Source organism: Cohaesibacter intestini (assembly GCF_003324485.1).
Classification (GTDB): domain Bacteria; phylum Pseudomonadota; class Alphaproteobacteria; order Rhizobiales; family Cohaesibacteraceae; genus Cohaesibacter; species Cohaesibacter intestini.
In genome coordinates, this window is sequence record NZ_QODK01000001.1 from 41,285 (window position 1) to 56,654 (window position 15,370).

General features: G+C 55.7%; 13 protein-coding genes and 1 other RNA gene. 9 read left to right on the forward strand and 5 right to left on the reverse strand.

Annotation, left to right across the window (positions count from 1 at the left end):
- Positions 1-164: 164 nt before the first annotated feature.
- Positions 165-261: signal recognition particle sRNA small type (gene ffs, locus DSD30_RS00210), an RNA gene on the reverse strand.
- Positions 262-338: 77 nt separating this feature from the next.
- Here ffs and DSD30_RS00215 point away from each other — a divergent pair.
- The gene (locus DSD30_RS00215) at positions 339-755 is read left to right on the forward strand and encodes an HIT domain-containing protein (protein WP_114007606.1); all 417 of its coding nucleotides are present in this window, start codon (positions 339-341) and stop codon (positions 753-755) included.
- 86 nt (positions 756-841) lie between these two features.
- On the forward strand, positions 842-1,825 hold the full coding sequence (gene nudC / locus DSD30_RS00220) for an NAD(+) diphosphatase (protein ID WP_114007607.1): 984 nt from the start codon (positions 842-844) through the stop codon (positions 1,823-1,825).
- 26 nt (positions 1,826-1,851) lie between these two features.
- Here the strand turns inward: nudC and DSD30_RS00225 are convergent, their stop codons facing one another.
- A complete protein-coding gene (locus DSD30_RS00225) occupies positions 1,852-2,982 on the reverse strand; it encodes an acyltransferase family protein (protein WP_114007608.1) in 1,131 nt (376 codons plus the stop codon).
- Positions 2,983-3,268: 286 nt separating this feature from the next.
- Between DSD30_RS00225 and DSD30_RS00230 the strand changes: the two genes are divergently transcribed.
- The gene (locus DSD30_RS00230) at positions 3,269-4,195 is read left to right on the forward strand and encodes an MBL fold metallo-hydrolase (protein WP_114007609.1); all 927 of its coding nucleotides are present in this window, start codon (positions 3,269-3,271) and stop codon (positions 4,193-4,195) included.
- 128 nt (positions 4,196-4,323) lie between these two features.
- Here the strand turns inward: DSD30_RS00230 and DSD30_RS00235 are convergent, their stop codons facing one another.
- On the reverse strand, positions 4,324-7,050 hold the full coding sequence (locus DSD30_RS00235; RefSeq protein ID WP_198662754.1) for an EAL domain-containing protein: 2,727 nt from the start codon (positions 7,048-7,050) through the stop codon (positions 4,324-4,326).
- 362 nt (positions 7,051-7,412) lie between these two features.
- Between DSD30_RS00235 and DSD30_RS00240 the strand changes: the two genes are divergently transcribed.
- Entirely contained in the window at positions 7,413-7,793 is a 381-nt protein-coding gene (locus tag DSD30_RS00240) for a hypothetical protein (protein WP_114008534.1), read from the forward strand.
- 123 nt (positions 7,794-7,916) lie between these two features.
- Here the strand turns inward: DSD30_RS00240 and DSD30_RS00245 are convergent, their stop codons facing one another.
- Both DSD30_RS00245 and DSD30_RS00250 read right to left on the reverse strand, forming a co-directional pair.
- Positions 7,917-8,804, reverse strand: a complete 888-nt coding sequence (locus tag DSD30_RS00245; RefSeq protein WP_114007611.1) for a prephenate dehydratase — start codon at positions 8,802-8,804, stop codon at positions 7,917-7,919.
- Between the two features lie 152 nt (positions 8,805-8,956).
- Entirely contained in the window at positions 8,957-9,712 is a 756-nt protein-coding gene (locus DSD30_RS00250) for a 3-deoxy-manno-octulosonate cytidylyltransferase (RefSeq protein ID WP_114008535.1), read from the reverse strand.
- 200 nt (positions 9,713-9,912) lie between these two features.
- Between DSD30_RS00250 and DSD30_RS00255 the strand changes: the two genes are divergently transcribed.
- From DSD30_RS00255 to DSD30_RS00275, 5 genes are all read left to right on the forward strand, one after another.
- Positions 9,913-10,437 carry a c-type cytochrome gene (locus DSD30_RS00255; RefSeq protein ID WP_157967490.1) on the forward strand — a complete coding sequence of 175 codons (525 nt, stop codon included), beginning with the start codon at positions 9,913-9,915 and terminating at the stop codon, positions 10,435-10,437.
- Positions 10,438-10,592: 155 nt separating this feature from the next.
- A complete protein-coding gene (gene pncA / locus DSD30_RS00260) occupies positions 10,593-11,204 on the forward strand; it encodes a bifunctional nicotinamidase/pyrazinamidase (RefSeq protein ID WP_114007613.1) in 612 nt (203 codons plus the stop codon).
- A gap of 122 nt (positions 11,205-11,326) precedes the next feature.
- On the forward strand, positions 11,327-12,622 hold the full coding sequence (gene pncB, locus DSD30_RS00265) for a nicotinate phosphoribosyltransferase (RefSeq protein ID WP_114007614.1): 1,296 nt from the start codon (positions 11,327-11,329) through the stop codon (positions 12,620-12,622).
- 16 nt (positions 12,623-12,638) lie between these two features.
- Positions 12,639-13,127: a YbaK/EbsC family protein gene (locus DSD30_RS00270; RefSeq protein ID WP_114007615.1), complete on the forward strand. Its 489-nt coding sequence runs from the start codon at positions 12,639-12,641 to the stop codon at positions 13,125-13,127.
- Between the two features lie 259 nt (positions 13,128-13,386).
- Positions 13,387-15,357: an extracellular solute-binding protein gene (locus tag DSD30_RS00275; RefSeq protein ID WP_245418319.1), complete on the forward strand. Its 1,971-nt coding sequence runs from the start codon at positions 13,387-13,389 to the stop codon at positions 15,355-15,357.
- Positions 15,358-15,370 lie beyond the last annotated feature (13 nt).

Sequence of the window (15,370 nt, forward strand, 5' to 3'; positions counted from 1 at the left end):
AAGCTGTCCTGACCTAAAAAGCTGAGATTCTGTCCCTATCCATAGCAGAGGAGGCGCAAGCCCGTCACCTGTCTTGTGGCATACGGGGACGATCTGTTGACAGGCAGCAGGGCGCACAAAAGCACTGGCTGGAACAGCGGCTTGGATAAATTTTCTGGGAATAAGTGGAAGGCTGAACAGATGACCCGCTCTGGACTCGTTGGGGCTGCTTCCTTCCGGACCTGACCCGATTGGCGAGGGGAACGTCCATTGCCAACCTTCCGTCTGTTCATATGTCACTTGTTGCATGCTAAAGCAAGGGGCATAGTCGATTCATTTTGCAAAACTGGAGCATTGGTATGAGCCAATTCACACTTGATCCCCAACTTGGCGCCGACAGTCTGCCTTTGCTCGAACTTGATCTGTGCACCCTGCGGGTGATGAATGATGCGACCTATCCATGGATATTGATGGTACCAAAGCAAGCGGGCCTTGCGGAGCTGATCGACTTATCGATCGAGGATCAGCATCGATTGACCGACGAAATCCGGGTCGTTTCCAAGGCGCTGCAAGCGGTGACCAAGTGCGACAAGCTGAATGTCGCAGCCCTTGGCAATATGGTGCGCCAACTCCATATCCATGTGATTGCCCGCTTTGAAGGGGATGCAGCCTGGCCCGGCCCGGTCTGGGGCAAGGTGCCAGCGGTGGCTTATGATGAAATGGACGGCAATGCCTTGATTGCTGACATGAAGAGAGCCATCATGGCAGAGCTTTAAGCCGTTTCTGGCTTTGCCCTGCCCTCCTCTTGTTTGCCTCCCCTTTTTTGACCAAAACTTCTATTGAAGACCCAACGGAGTTGACCATGTCGGACTTTTTCGCCGGACCCCGCCACAATCCATCGTTTGAGGGGTTGGGATATGCCCACAATCGACTCGATCGGGACACCGAGCATCGCACCGAGGCCACGCTCATGGATCGAATGGCCCACGACCGGGCCCGCTTTTATTTGTTTGACGGGGATCGGTTGCTGGTGCGGGTGAAAGCGGATCGGTTTGATCCGCTCTATTGCCAAAAGATGGCGTCCGAGCTGGGTGCGGATATGGATCGGGTGATCCTGCTTGGCACCGACCCTGTCGAGGACAATGCCCCACGGCTGGCGGCCCCGCTGTTGCCAGAGCGGGCAGCTGCCTATGAAGAGCATGCGGACTATCAGTTGGAGACCGTGCGGGCCGTTGGCTTGAAAGACATGCTGCCCGCGGATCAGCTGGGTGCGGTGGCGCAGGCCCGTAGCTTGCTCAATTGGCATGACACCCATCAATATTGTGCCAAATGCGGAGCCAAGACCCATGTTGCGCTGGCCGGTGCCCGACGGGATTGTCCCTCTTGCGAGGCAGTGCATTTCCCGCGCACGGATCCGGTGGTGATCATGTTGGCGATCCATCGCGATGCGGAAGGCGTCGAGCGTTGCCTGCTGGCGCGGCACACCCGGTTTGAAGATCCGATGTTCTCAACGCTTGCCGGTTTCATGGAACAGGGTGAGACACTGGAAGATGCGGTCCGTCGGGAGATTTTCGAGGAAGCGGGGGTGAAGATCGGGGCGGTGCGCTATCTGGCCAGCCAGCCCTGGCCTTTCCCTTCGTCGCTGATGCTTGGCTGTTTTGCCGAAGCGCTGTCGACGGATCTGACGCTCGATGACACCGAGCTGGGCGAGGCCCATTGGTATAGCCGTGAGGCGCTGAAGGTGATGATGGAACGGCCGGTCGGCTCGCCGGAGCCGCATGTGCCCGGCGATTTTTCGATTGCCCACTGGCTGATCAAGGAATGGGCCGAGGCAGATCCTGCATAAAAACCTGCTTTTGGGGCCCTGCCCGCTTATTCTGCCGGAATGGCCCTGGCCCGATTTGACGCTTTCTGTCTTTTGGTTTTGCGGCTTTCTGCAAGGCACAGGATCATCGCACGCATCGGCTGTTCGATCAGGCGCGCCGAGATCATCGCTACGATGGTGCTGGCAATGAGGCCGACAATGAGAATGGCTGTGAAGGGCACAGTCTGCATTGGTTCAAGGATGTGCCGCCAGCCAAAGCCGAGCAGGGTCACGGCCAAAACCGGGTGCCAGAGATACATGCCAAAGGACACGGCAGCAACAGGCATCAGTGGTCGCAGGTAACGGCCCTTTTCGGGGGATACCAAATCGATGCAGCCCGCAACATAGAGCGACAGCGCAATCACAGCGATGGTCAGATATCCCGACGAAACGCCACTGATCATCATGATCATCGACAGCGCGAACAGGCCCCATGGGGCAAGATGAGACTTCACCTTGACCGGATGACGCAGAATGCAATCGGCCAGAATTGCTCCGAGCACAAAGTCCGCCAACACCCGATAGGCCCCCCACGTATTGGCTTCAAGCCAGGTGGGGAATGGCATCAGTTCGAGTTTCGTTGCCCCTTCCAGGACTGCAACACAGCAAAGCAGCAGGGTGACCAAACCGATCAATCCATTGCGGCGATAGATGAACACGATCAAGGGAAAAGCCAGATAGGCGAACCATTCCGCTGACAAAGACCAGGAAACATAATTGTAACCCAGCACATCGCCTGTCCCCCAGGCGTTGATCAACAACAGCTCTCGTCCGAGTTCCGCAAGACTGTAGCGCTCCGGATCAGCGGTGGAAACCACTCCGAAATGGACGGCCAGAGCGACAAAACAAAAGAAGCTCAGCGTGACCAGATGCAGCGGATATATCCGCGCCAACCGCCTGACGATAAAGACGCGCAGAGACTGCCAGCTCTGGATCCGATCGGCATAATGAAACCAGATCAGCAGGCCGGAAATGATGAAAAACATGTCGAGCATCGGCGTCAGGCGTTCCATGCCAATGTTCAACGCCTGATAGAATTCCGGGCCGTAGGCGCTAAAATGATAGATCATCACCAGAATTGCTGCGATCAGGCGCCAGACAGCGAATAATCCAAAATGTGGTTTTGCTTTTTCTGTCATGCCTTCATTCTGCTTTTGTCTTGTCTAGTCCCGTCAGACGCCAATCAACGCCACAAATTGCGTTGTTCGGTGAAGGATAACTGAAATGGATAAAGGCACCTACAATGGGAAAAGAAAAATGCCTGTTAACCTTACCGATTCAGTAACCAAAGTCCGGACGCAACGTCATCGGTGGGTGGCAAGGCGGCACTGGTCACAAAAGCGTGTTCACCGATCAGGTAATCCGGATGATAGGATCTTCACGTAGGAACCGTGTGCTTTGCGCATTTTTCTAGGGGAGATAGAAATGGATATGAAGATCAATCGACGCACAGCGATGCTGGCTGCTGCTGGTGCAACCGGTGCGATGCTGGCCCCGAAAGTCAGTTTTGCCAATGGGGATAACAAGGCAATGATGCCGATGGCCAAGGCACGGGGCTTCAAGGTCGGCTCCTTGGATGTCGTGGCTTTGCTGGCGGGCTCGGTGCCGCGCGATAACCCGCACGGCATTTTCGGCCTGAACGTGTCCGACGACGACTTTGCAAAGGTCAGTGCGGCAAACTTCATTGGCACCGACATGGCACAATTCTATTTCACGCCGACATTGGTGCGGGCGGGTGGCAATGTCATCCTGTTCGATACGGGACTGAATGCCGCAGGCATCACGGCTGCTCTGGCCGAGGCTGGCACAATGCCGGAAGATGTGACTCATGTGGTCATCACCCATATGCATGGCGATCATATTGGCGGTCTCATGGATGGGGATATGCCGACCTTTGCCAATGCGGTCTATCTGACGGGCCAAAAAGAATTTGATCACTGGTCGAAGGCCGACAACAAGAATTTCGACGCCAAGGTCAAACCGCTGGCAGAAAAGATGACCTTCCTGAATGATGGAGGCTCGGTTGCATCAGGCATCACCGCGGTTGCCGCCCATGGTCACACGCCGGGCCACATGGCCTATATGCTGGAGAGCGACGGGCAGCAATTGTTGCTGATGGCCGATACGGCCAACCATTATGTCTGGTCGCTGGCCTATCCCGACTGGGAAGTGAAGTTTGACATGGACAAAGCAGCCGCTGCGGCAACCCGACGCAAGATCCTTGGCATGCTGGCAGCGGATCGGGTGCCATTGATCGGCTATCACATGCCCTTCCCGGCCGCCGGGTTTGTGGAACAACGCGACACCGGCTTCCGCTATGTCCCGGTGAGCTATCAAATGATGCCGGCCTGAATGCCCGCCCGACTGTTGGCTGACTGTCAGGATCATTGAACTGACATCATGAAACGACAAAGGACAATGGGGCTCACCGAGCCCCATTGTCCTATGGCTACACAGTCGGTCTGATCCTCACTTCGCGATCAAGTCGCGGCAACCCGCCATGCCTTGGAGCCGGTTGATGTGTGATGATGGCGGTAGAAATCCTCCGCCGACAGGGGACGACAGAAGGCAAAGCCTTGCAGGATGTCGACCCCCATGATGCGCAAAATCTCGGCATGTTCCATGCTCTCAACCCCTTCAGCCACCGAGCCGATGCCAAGAGTGCGGCCGATATGGATGATGGAATGGACCAACTCGCGCTGGTCTTCGCGCTCGATGATCGGCAAGACCAGTTCACGGTCAATCTTCAGACGGTTTGGTAGCAGGTGGGTCAGGCTGACGATCGAGGCGTAAGCGGTGCCGAAATCATCGATTTCAATGTCGATGCCCATATCGCGAATTTGCCGGATATTGGCCGCAACCTGCGCGTCGCTACGGTCCAGGAAGGTGGATTCCACCAGCTCGAAGGTCAGACTTTCGGGATTGATATCGAGCTTTCTGAGATTGCCAATCAGATCCTTGTCACCAAGACGTTTGGCAGAGACATTGACCGACAGGCGCGGCACGACAAAGCCCTGTTGATCGAAGCGTTTCTTGGTGGCAATCACATGATCAAGAATCTGGGCGTCAATCGCCCCCATGACGCCAAGGGCTTCAGCCGTTTCGACAAACTCGAACGGGCTGACCAGGCCGCGCTCTGGATGCTGCCAGCGTGCCAGCGCCTCGGCTCCGACCAGCTCGTGGGTCTTGGCGGAATATTGTCCCTGATAGAAGGCGATAAACTCTCGGTTTTCGATGCCGCGCAGCACATCGTCGGCAAGACGGCGTTGCTGTCGGGCTTTCTGAACCAACGGCTCACTGAAGAAGCTATAACGCCCCTTGCCTGTCTGTTTGGACTGATAGAGCGCAAGGTCCGCATTGGACAACAGCTTGTCCGGATCGTTTTTGGCATCCACCGAGAGGGCAATACCGATGCTGGCCCCGATGCGGCATTTCCTGCCGTTGAACTCGATCGGGGTCTGGAGGGCTTCCAGCACCTCACCACACAGGGCGACGGGACGCTCCAGTTCTTCATCGGTTTGGCAGAGAATAATGAACTCGTCGCCACCAACACGGGCGGTGAATTCCTCCTCGCTGATCACTCTACGCAATAAGGAGGCCACTTCAACGAGGATCGCATCGCCTGCGGCGTGACCGTAATTGTCATTGACTTCCTTGAAGCCATCGAGATCTATCTTGATGAGACATGACTGATCATCAATACAGGGACCGTCACCGTTGCGTCGGTGAAGCAAGTCGTCAAGATAGCGACGATTTGGCAGTCCGGTCAGGAAGTCATGCAGGGCACTTTCCCGGATTTTCACTTGAGCCTGTTCCAGTGCCAGATAGCGGCGCTCGCTTTCGGCGCGCGCTTCTTCGAGTTCGTGCTCGCGGGCAACATCTTCCGAAATGTCCCAATTGACCCCGATCAGCCGGCGCTCACCACTGGCACTGACCAGCAACGAGCCGACAGCCCGGATGGTGAGTTCCTTGCCACCTGCAGGTCGGATCCGGAATTGCGATTTGAACAGGGTGCCATTCTCGACCGCAACACGAATCTCCTCGATCACCCGGTCCCTGTCATCGGGGTGGAGTCTGTCACGCCAGAATTGATCCGTGACATCTTCATGGAGAGGCAGCCCATGCAACTCCTTCATGCGCTCGTCCCAATGGGTTTTTTCCAAGGCCGGATCGAACTCCCAAACCCCGATTTTCGAGCTTTGCAACGCCATTTCCAGACGTTTGGTCATATGGGCGAGTTTTTGCTGATTGGCCAGATTGTCTGCCAGATGAACCCCGCGCTCCTGATAAAGGCGCCCAATCCCGTAAATCGGCACAACAACCAAAAAGAAGATGCACAATCCGACGGCACGGATGAACCACACATTTTTTGAAGTGGTCGCCCATCCCCCCTTTGGAATCGCATAGAGGATCCATTGTCCCGAGCCGAAGTCAATGAAGTTGCTGACCGGATCATTCTCCAGAATCTTCGCATCACCAAAAAACTGATTGCCGGCAAAACCTCGCCCATCACGCCCCACCAGCGCGAAATCAACCTCAGTATTATCGACGATCCCCGATAATTTCAGCAGCGTGTCGGCATCAATGACCGCCGCCAGAAGACCCCAGAATTGCTCTCTGCCGTTGGGGAGACGATTGAAAATCGGATAGCGGGCAATGAACCCACGCCCACCCTGCACCAGATCGACTGGCCCGGCAAATATCGTCTCCTTTGTATCGCGGGCCTGCAAAGCCATGGCCCGTTGTGCTTCATTGGTGCGATAGTCCAATCCAAGCACTGCCTCATTGCCCTCGAGCGGGTGGACCATGGAAACGACAAGGTCCGGTGCGACGGCAAAGCTCTGGATGTCGCTGCGGGCATTATCAAGGCTGTTGGCGAGAGCAGTGAAACGCTCCTGATCAATGTCGGAATCCGTTGCAATGGTTGCGGCCAAACCACGAACCAGCTCGACATTGGCGGTGATGCGGCCCTGCAAGCGAGATCCGATCAGGTTGGTTTTCTGCTGAAGGTACCTGCGCATGTCATTGTGCTCGAATTCACGACTGACATCTTCGGCAACGAAGGTGGCGACCACGACCACCAATGCAGCAAAAAACGCGGGCAAAGTCGAAAGCGCGAAGAATCGCGTTCGTGCCTTGGAAGCAACAATTTCACTGGTTTGCGTTCGAGTCGTCACTGCAAACACCCATTTTTTGTTCGCGGTCATTTTTGTTTTTGTCTGGTCGAAGGTGACAAGAAAACATTGACAAAGGGTGAGCGACATCAATCCTTTTTAGGAATAAACTGCACAAAATCCGAGCAACCTGAGGCTTCGCTCAGGAATAAGGCTTACCAGGATAGAAAAACCAAATGCATTGACTGATGCAGTTACATTTTATTCAACGATGTATTTATCTAATCTCCTCTCGTTTCACTTCCAGCCTTTGCCGTAAGCAGAATTGCTTTCCCGTCCGTGCTGATGCATGCTAGGCTTCTAGGGTATTTGGATGTATTTGGGGGGGATTTAAGATGACTATTCGGTGGTTTCAAATAAATATAAACAAAACAATCCTGACCTTGATCCTTGCCATGTCTTTCGGCATCGCGTTGCTGCCAACGGGTCAGGCCTCTGCCGACAGCTGCTGGTGGCACAATGGGTCGTTGATGCGCTTGGTGGCACAAGGCAATAACCGCTGGTTCTATTATGAACAACCCCGCGCAGGCCTTGCGGTCGGTCCTGGTACGCTGCTGTTCAACGGCAACAAGCAGGGGAACTGGTATGTCGGAACAGCACGGGTTTTCTCAAAATATTGCCCCGGATCTCCCCTGCCCTATCATGTCGAGGGCCCGGTCGCGACGAACCAGCTGAAAGTGACTGTGCAAGGCAACAGGGAAGTGCAAAATCGCTGCCGCCCGACCGGTCGCTGGACGACAGACACACTGGTCTTCACCTACGCCTATCGGTGCTAGAGCCACCCAAAGCCCGCGTCAACCGGGGCTGCCCCTTTAGCGGTTGGTCCGCCGCACAGCCAAAGGCCCCATGACCCGCGCAGGCCATGGGGTTCGGTCTTGGCTGTATCAGACCATGGCTGATCAAACATCCGGACTTGGACGCAGAGCACGGTTGGCTTCCGGTTCGGCATTTGTGTTGCGATAGCTATGCGCTGGATAGACTCCGAGGATCTTGAACTCGGCGGAAAAGAAGCGCAACTCTTCGAGTGCCAGCTCCACGCGAGGGTCATCCGGGTGCCCTTCAATATCGGCGTAGAACTGGGTGGCGAAGAACTTGCCGCCGGTCTGATAGCTTTCCAGCTTGGTCATATTGACGCCGTTGGTCGCGAAACCACCCATTGCCTTGTAGAGCGCGGCGGGCACGTTGCGAACCCTGAAGAAGAAGGTCGTGACCACAGGCCCAACCCCGTGGTCGGCCTTGATCGGATATTTCGACAGGATGATGAAGCGGGTGGTGTTGTGGGTTTCATCCTCGACATCCTGTTTGAGAATATCCAAATCATAAATGTCAGCGGCCAAGTCCGAGGCAATGGCCGCCTGAGAGGGATCCTTGCGCTCTGAAATCTGCCGGGCGGAGCCTGCTGTGTCCGCTCCGATCACCGCACGCACGCCCATTTCACGAATCACCTTTCGGCATTGGCCAAGGGCCATCACATGGCTCTGAACGCTTTTCACCTCATCGAGAGATGCCCCCCGCACCCCCACAAGTTGGTGATGAATGGGCAGGAAATATTCACCGATGATGTGCAGGTCCGAGGTTGGCATCAAATGGTGAATGTCTGCAACGCGGCCAGCCACCGAATTCTCCACCGGAATCATTGCCAGATCGGCATCATCATTCTGAACCGCATTAAAGCAATCTTCAAAAGTCGCCATCGGTACCGCTTCAAAGTCGGGATAGACATTGTTGCAGGCAATATGGGAATTGGCTCCGGGCTCTCCCTGAAAGACGACTTTCTTGATGGTCATGTTGGCTCCTTGGCGAGCGAGCGCATGGCTTGCCACGCCTCTATTGGGATGAAGACCCCGGCTGCCGCACGACAGCCGGGGTCAGATATCTGTCTATTTTGCTTGCCTTTTCCTCTTGTCTTTCACACACGTCCCGGTGGATCCGGTGTCAATCAGGATTGGAAGGCAAGGATGGCTTTAGCTTTCTCAAGATCGGCAGGCGTGTCAACCCCGAGCGGCACGTCGTCAACGATCGACACATCGATCCGCATGCCAGCTTCAAGTGCCCGCAATTGTTCCAGTTTCTCGCGCCCTTCAAGGGGAGAGACATTCAGGCTGATAAAGCGTTCCAACGCCTTGCGGCGGTAGCAGTAGAGGCCGATATGGTGATAGAGCGGACCATCACCAAAAGGGGCGGTCGCACGGGTGAAATACAGCGCCCGCATGCGGTCCTTGCTCAACGGAGAACCAACGACCTTGACGACATTGGGATTGGTCTTTTCGGCTTCTTCACGGATCTCGACCGCCAGCGTGGTGATATCGACCTCAGGGTCTTCCATCGGCTCAAGGCAGGAGCGGATCACGGCTGGATTGATGGTCGGCAGGTCCCCTTGCACATTGATCACATAATCTATGCGCTTGTTCGGGTCGATATGCTCGAGCGCTTCAAAGATGCGATCGGAGCCAGAGGCGTGATCGGGATTTGTCACGACGGCGTCACCACCTGCATCACGCACTGCCTGAGCGATCTGGTGACAATCTGCGGCAACCAAAACCTGCCCGACGTTGGCTTGCATGGCACGCCGCCATACATGAACGATCATCGGTTCCCCTGCAATATCGAGCATGGGCTTGTTCGGCAGACGGACAGATGTCATCCGAGCGGGAATGAGAATGACCGATTTCCCTGGATGATTTACAGCCGACATCAAAAATTCCTCCAATATTGTTGAAAACGAAGCAATCTGTGGCGAAAGTCGATCCATCTTAGCCGGTATTCCTATGGACATTTATTAGTAAAAGCTAGTAGTTTCCGCTTCAAATAGTTATTGCAACAGTCATGAGCGCGACATGGGCGCGCGATGCTGTTAGGATAATGTCCGTCACAAAGACCCCGGAGCAAGGACCAATGAACTTTTTCGAACTGAACAAAGCCTTTGGCGCGCTGTTGGCCGCGCTGATCTTCATCATGGTGACAGGCATGGTCACGGGTTACATTTTCCATGAGGAAACACCCGAGACACCGGGTTACGTGATTGAGATTGCAGACGCATCCGATACCGGCGGTCCGGCCAAGGAAGCCGAAGAGGAAGTGGATTTTGCCACCCTGTTGGCTTCAGCCGATATCGACAAGGGTGAAAAGGTCACCAAGAAATGCCAGTCCTGCCATACGTTTGAAGCCGGTGCCGGCGCCAAAACCGGTCCGAACCTGCATGATGTCTTTGGCCGTGCGGTTGCCAGCGTCGATGGCTTTGGCTATTCCGATGCCATGACCGAATTCGGTGCAGGCAAAAGCTGGGATGCAGACACGCTCAACGCCTTCCTGACCAAGCCAAAGGATCTTGTTGGCAAGACCTCCATGGCCTTTGCCGGTCTGAAGAAGGATACCGACCGCGCCAACCTGATCGGTTATCTGCAAAGCCTGAACAACTGATCGCCGCCTCAAGCGCAAACAGGGCACAAGGCCGGGGATTTCCCCGGCTTTTTTTGTGCCCGGATCTAGGCAAGAAGAGGCTGGAATAATCGATCAGGACCGAATAGTCTTTGCATGGCTGCAACCAGGCCATACGGAAGAAGAAAGGCACCCCCATGAAAAGCGTGTCCCATCAAGCTCTTATCATTATTGACTTGCAAAATGATTTCTGCCCCGGTGGTGCGCTGGCCGTGCCGGACGGCGATGCCATCATCAGCCGGATCAACCAGATGCAGCAGAGCTTTGACCATATCGTGTTGACGCAGGACTGGCATCCAGCGGGGCATAAATCTTTTGCCTCAAGCCATCAGGGCAAGACCGCTTATGAGCATGTCACCATGCCCTATGGTGATCAGATCCTCTGGCCCGACCATTGTGTTCAGGGCAGCGAGGGCGCCGCCTTCCACAACGATCTGGAAACGGACTGCGCATCCATGATCTTGCGAAAAGGCACCAACCCGGCGATCGATAGCTATTCGGCCTTTTTTGAAAATGATCATCACACGCCAACCGGGCTCGAGGGCTATTTGCGCGAAAGGGGCGTGGTTGCCTTGATGATGGTGGGTCTGGCCACCGATTTCTGTGTGCGCTATTCGGCTGTGGATGCGGCCAAGCTGGGCTTTGATGTGTCCGTCGATCTGGCGGCTTGCCGGGCCATCGACATGGAAGGGTCGCTCGCCGCCGCGTTGCAGGATATGCGTGACCATGGGGTCCAGTTCTTCGACTGATCCTGTTGTTTCTCTTTGTCGCTTCGGACCTGACCCTTAGGGACAGGTCACAAAAAGGACTTGCAACCGACGGTCTGCTGGGCCAGCCTGTCGTGCAATTTGAATTCGGGTAAGGAGACTCCATGCCAACGGATCTCGCCGCGCGCGTCTACAGCCATCGCTGGAAAATAGATCCCATCGTCCGATCGCTGATCGATACTGATTTCTATAAGCTCTTGATGGCCCAGTCGGTCTTTCACAACAGATCGAATGTTCATGTCACCTTCAGTCTGATCAATCGGTCAAAAGATGTGCCATTGGCCAAGCTGATCGATGAAGGGGAGTTGCGCGCCCAACTCGACCATATCCGAACCCTGCGCCTGTCGCGGGGGGAAAGCACGTGGCTGCGTGGCAATATGTTCTATGGCAAGCGGTCGATGTTTCATCCCGATTTCATGGAATGGTTCGAAAATCTGACCCTGCCACCCTATCATCTGGAACGGGTCGGCGATCAGTATGAGTTGAGCTTTGAAGGGGACTGGCCGGCGGTGATGCTGTGGGAGATCCCCGCTCTGTCGGTGCTGATGGAACTCAGGTCGCGAGCAATCCTGCATGAGATGAAGCAGTTTGAGCTGCAGGTGCTTTATGCCCGGGCAATGACCAAGCTTTGGGAAAAGGTCGAGCAGCTGCGGACCATCGGGGATGTCAAGATTGCCGATTTTGGCACCCGCAGGCGTCATTCCTTCCTGTGGCAGGACTGGTGCGTGCAGGCAATGCATGAAGGCCTGGGCGAGAATTTTGTCGGCACCTCCAATTGCCTGATTGCCATGCGACGCGAGCTCGAAGCCATCGGCACCAATGCGCACGAGTTGCCGATGGTCTATTCAGCGCTCGCCACCAGCGACGAAGAGCTGGCCAACGCCCCCTATCAGGTGCTCAAGGACTGGCAGGCAGAGCATGACGGCAACTTGCGGATCATCTTGCCCGATACCTATGGCACCAAAGGCTTTCTGGAACGGGCACCGGATTGGCTGACCGGTTGGACCGGCATCCGCATCGACAGCGGCAATCCGGCGGAAGCGGCAGAAATTGCCCTTCAATGGTGGCGTGATCGCGGCGAGGATCCATCCGAGAAAAGGATCATTTTCTCCGACGGGCTGGATGTCGAGATGATCGCCGAGCTCTATCAGCAATTCAACCATCGTGCCCGCATTTCCTTTGGCTGGGGCACCTTGTTGACCAATGATTTCCGCACATTGGTCAAAGGCGATGGGCTGGCGCCTTTTTCGCTGGTCTGCAAGGCGGTGTCGGCCAATGGCAACCCGACGGTCAAACTGTCGGACAATCCGAACAAGGCCATGGGGCCCGCCAGCGAAATCGACCGCTACAAACGTGTGTTCCGGGTCGGAGACCAGACCGCGCAAGATGTCATCGTATGACAAGGAAGACAGAAGCATGAACCAGCCAAACCAGCACAAGCCGAAGAAAAGCTCGAAGGATCGGGTCCGCGAGGCTGGCGAGGCGCTTGGTCTGGCGATTGAGATCGTGACAATGCCCGCCTCCACCCGCACGGCGGAAGAGGCGGCAGAGGCCTGTGGCTGCGCAGTGGGGCAGATCGTCAAGAGCCTGATCTTCGAACGCCACGACAATCAGCATCTGGCACTGTTGCTGATCGCGGGGGACAATCGGGCGGATATGGATCTGGCGGCCCGGGTGATCGGCACCAGCCTTGACCGGGCGGACCCGAAAAAAGTGCGTGCGGACACCGGGTTTGCCATTGGGGGCGTCGCTCCGATTGGCCATTTGTGCGAGATGGAAGTCTATATGGACCCGGCCCTATTGACCCATGCCACTGTCTGGGCAGCGGCAGGGGCGCCGAACTCGGTGTTTGAGGTCAAGCCGGATGCCTTGCAGGCGGCCACCAAGGCAACCTTGCTCGCCTAGCTGCGATTGTCATGACCATCCAGTGTGTTTTGGTAAGGTGATGGACAGCTCCATTGGGCCTATGATTTTGTATGCCTTACGAAAAGTTCATTGAAACTTGACAGACAACGCCACAATAGCGTCCGATTGCATCACAAAAGTGATTTGAAAATCGTACTTTGCGACTACATTGCATTTTGTGCTCATAATTTCGCCTACTCGACCCGACGCGGCTTTGCTAAGGTCTTTGCAGGTTAGTCCATTTAAAGGAGAAGTCTTCGTGCCTCAATCCATGCGCCAAAGCTGTTTCAAGTCCCTGCGCGCGCCCCTGATGGGGCTGCTGCTGCTGTCGAGTGGAGCCGTTGGCGCACTGGTGGAACCGGGCCGGGCCGAAGCACTGGAATTCGAAACCTGGCTGCATGGCACCTCGCTGATGGGGGATGTGAAATATCCTACCGATTTCACCCGCTTCGATTACGTCAATCCCGACGCGCCAAAGGGTGGCACGGTCAAGATGGCGGTGCAGGGAAGCTATGACAGCTTCAACCAGATCATCACCAAGGGCGATCCGGCCAGTGGCCTTGGCTATCTCTATGATACGCTAATGGCGGCAAGCTTTGACGAAGTGTCGACCGAGTATGGCCTGTTGGCCGAGGCAATTTTTGTGGGGCCGGATTTCTCCTTCGTGAAATTCCGCCTCAGGGAGAATGCCACATGGCATGATGGCCAGCCTATCACGGCGGAAGATGTGGTCTGGTCGTTTGAGCAGCAAACCAAACTCAATCCTCAGGTCGGCTTCTATTATTCCCATGTCACCAAGGCGGAAGTGACCGGCGAGCGAGAGGTGACCTTCAGCTTCGATCAGACCGGCAACCGGGAATTGCCCCATATTGTCGGCCAGCTTTCGATCATGCCGAAGCATTGGTGGACGGGCACAGATGCAGACGGCAACCCGCGCGATATTGCCAAGGGCACGTTGGAGCCTCCGCTTGGCTCCGGGCCCTACAAGATTGGAGAATTCTCGGCGGGCAAGAGTGTCACTTTCACGCGGGTGGATGATTATTGGGCCAAGGATCTCAATGTCAATGTCGGACGTTACAATATGGATGAGATCCAGATTGAATATTTCCGCGACGACACCGTGATGTTCGAGAATTTCAAGTCCGGCGGCTATGACTATCGGGTCGAGACCACGGCCCAACGTTGGGCGGTGCAATATGACTTCCCGGCGGCCAAGGATGGCCGTGTGGTCACCGAACTGTTCCCCGATACAGCACGCGGCGTGATGGTGGGGTTCATTCCCAACCTGCGACGCGAGAAATTCAGCGATATCCGCGTCCGCAAGGCACTCAATTATGTCTTCAATTTCGAGGAAATGAACCGCACCCTGTTCTTTGATCAATATAGCCGCATTTCGAGCTACTTCTTCGGCACCGATCTGGCCAGCAAGGGCGCAGCTGAAGGGCGGGTTGCTGAATTGTTGAGCGATTTGGGCGACAAGGTGCCGCCCGCTGCCTTTGAGCCTTACACCAATCCCAAGGTCGAGAGCCGGGAAGATTTGCGCGACAACTTGAAAAAGGCACTTGAGCTGTTCAAGGAAGCGGGCTGGGAGCCACGTACCGAGGTGGATGAGGAGAAGAAACCGCAAGGCTTTTTCCATTCCATCATGGTGACGCTGGGGTTGGCGAGCGACCCGACCAAGGTCGTCATGCGCAACGACAAGGGTGAAGCCTTCGAGATTGAATATCTGCTCAACAGTTCCGGGTTCGAGCGGGTTGCCCTGCGCCTGCAGGCCTCGCTGGAGCGGGTCGGGATCAAGCTCGATATCCGGATGGTCGACAGCTCGCAATATATCAACCGTCTGCGCAGCCGCGATTATGATCTGATCTATTCCGGCTGGGCGCAGAGCCTGTCGCCAGGCAACGAGCAACGGGAGTTTTTCGGCTCAAGTTCTGCTGACCGGGAAGGTTCGCGCAACTTTGCCGGTATCAAGAATGAAGCGGTGGATGCGCTGATCGACAAGATTATCTTTGCCACAGATCGCGCCGAGCTGGTGGCTGCAACCAAAGCGATGGATCGGGTGTTGCTGGCCAATCACTACACACTCCCCGGCTGGACCCTGCCTGCGGACCGGATTGCGCGCTGGGACAAATTCTCCCATCCCAAGCCCCTGCCGATGATGACTGTGGGCTTCCCTGACATCTGGTGGTGGGACAAGGACAAGGCGGCTGCTGTTGCGGCCAAGAACTGATCCGCTCAAGGTG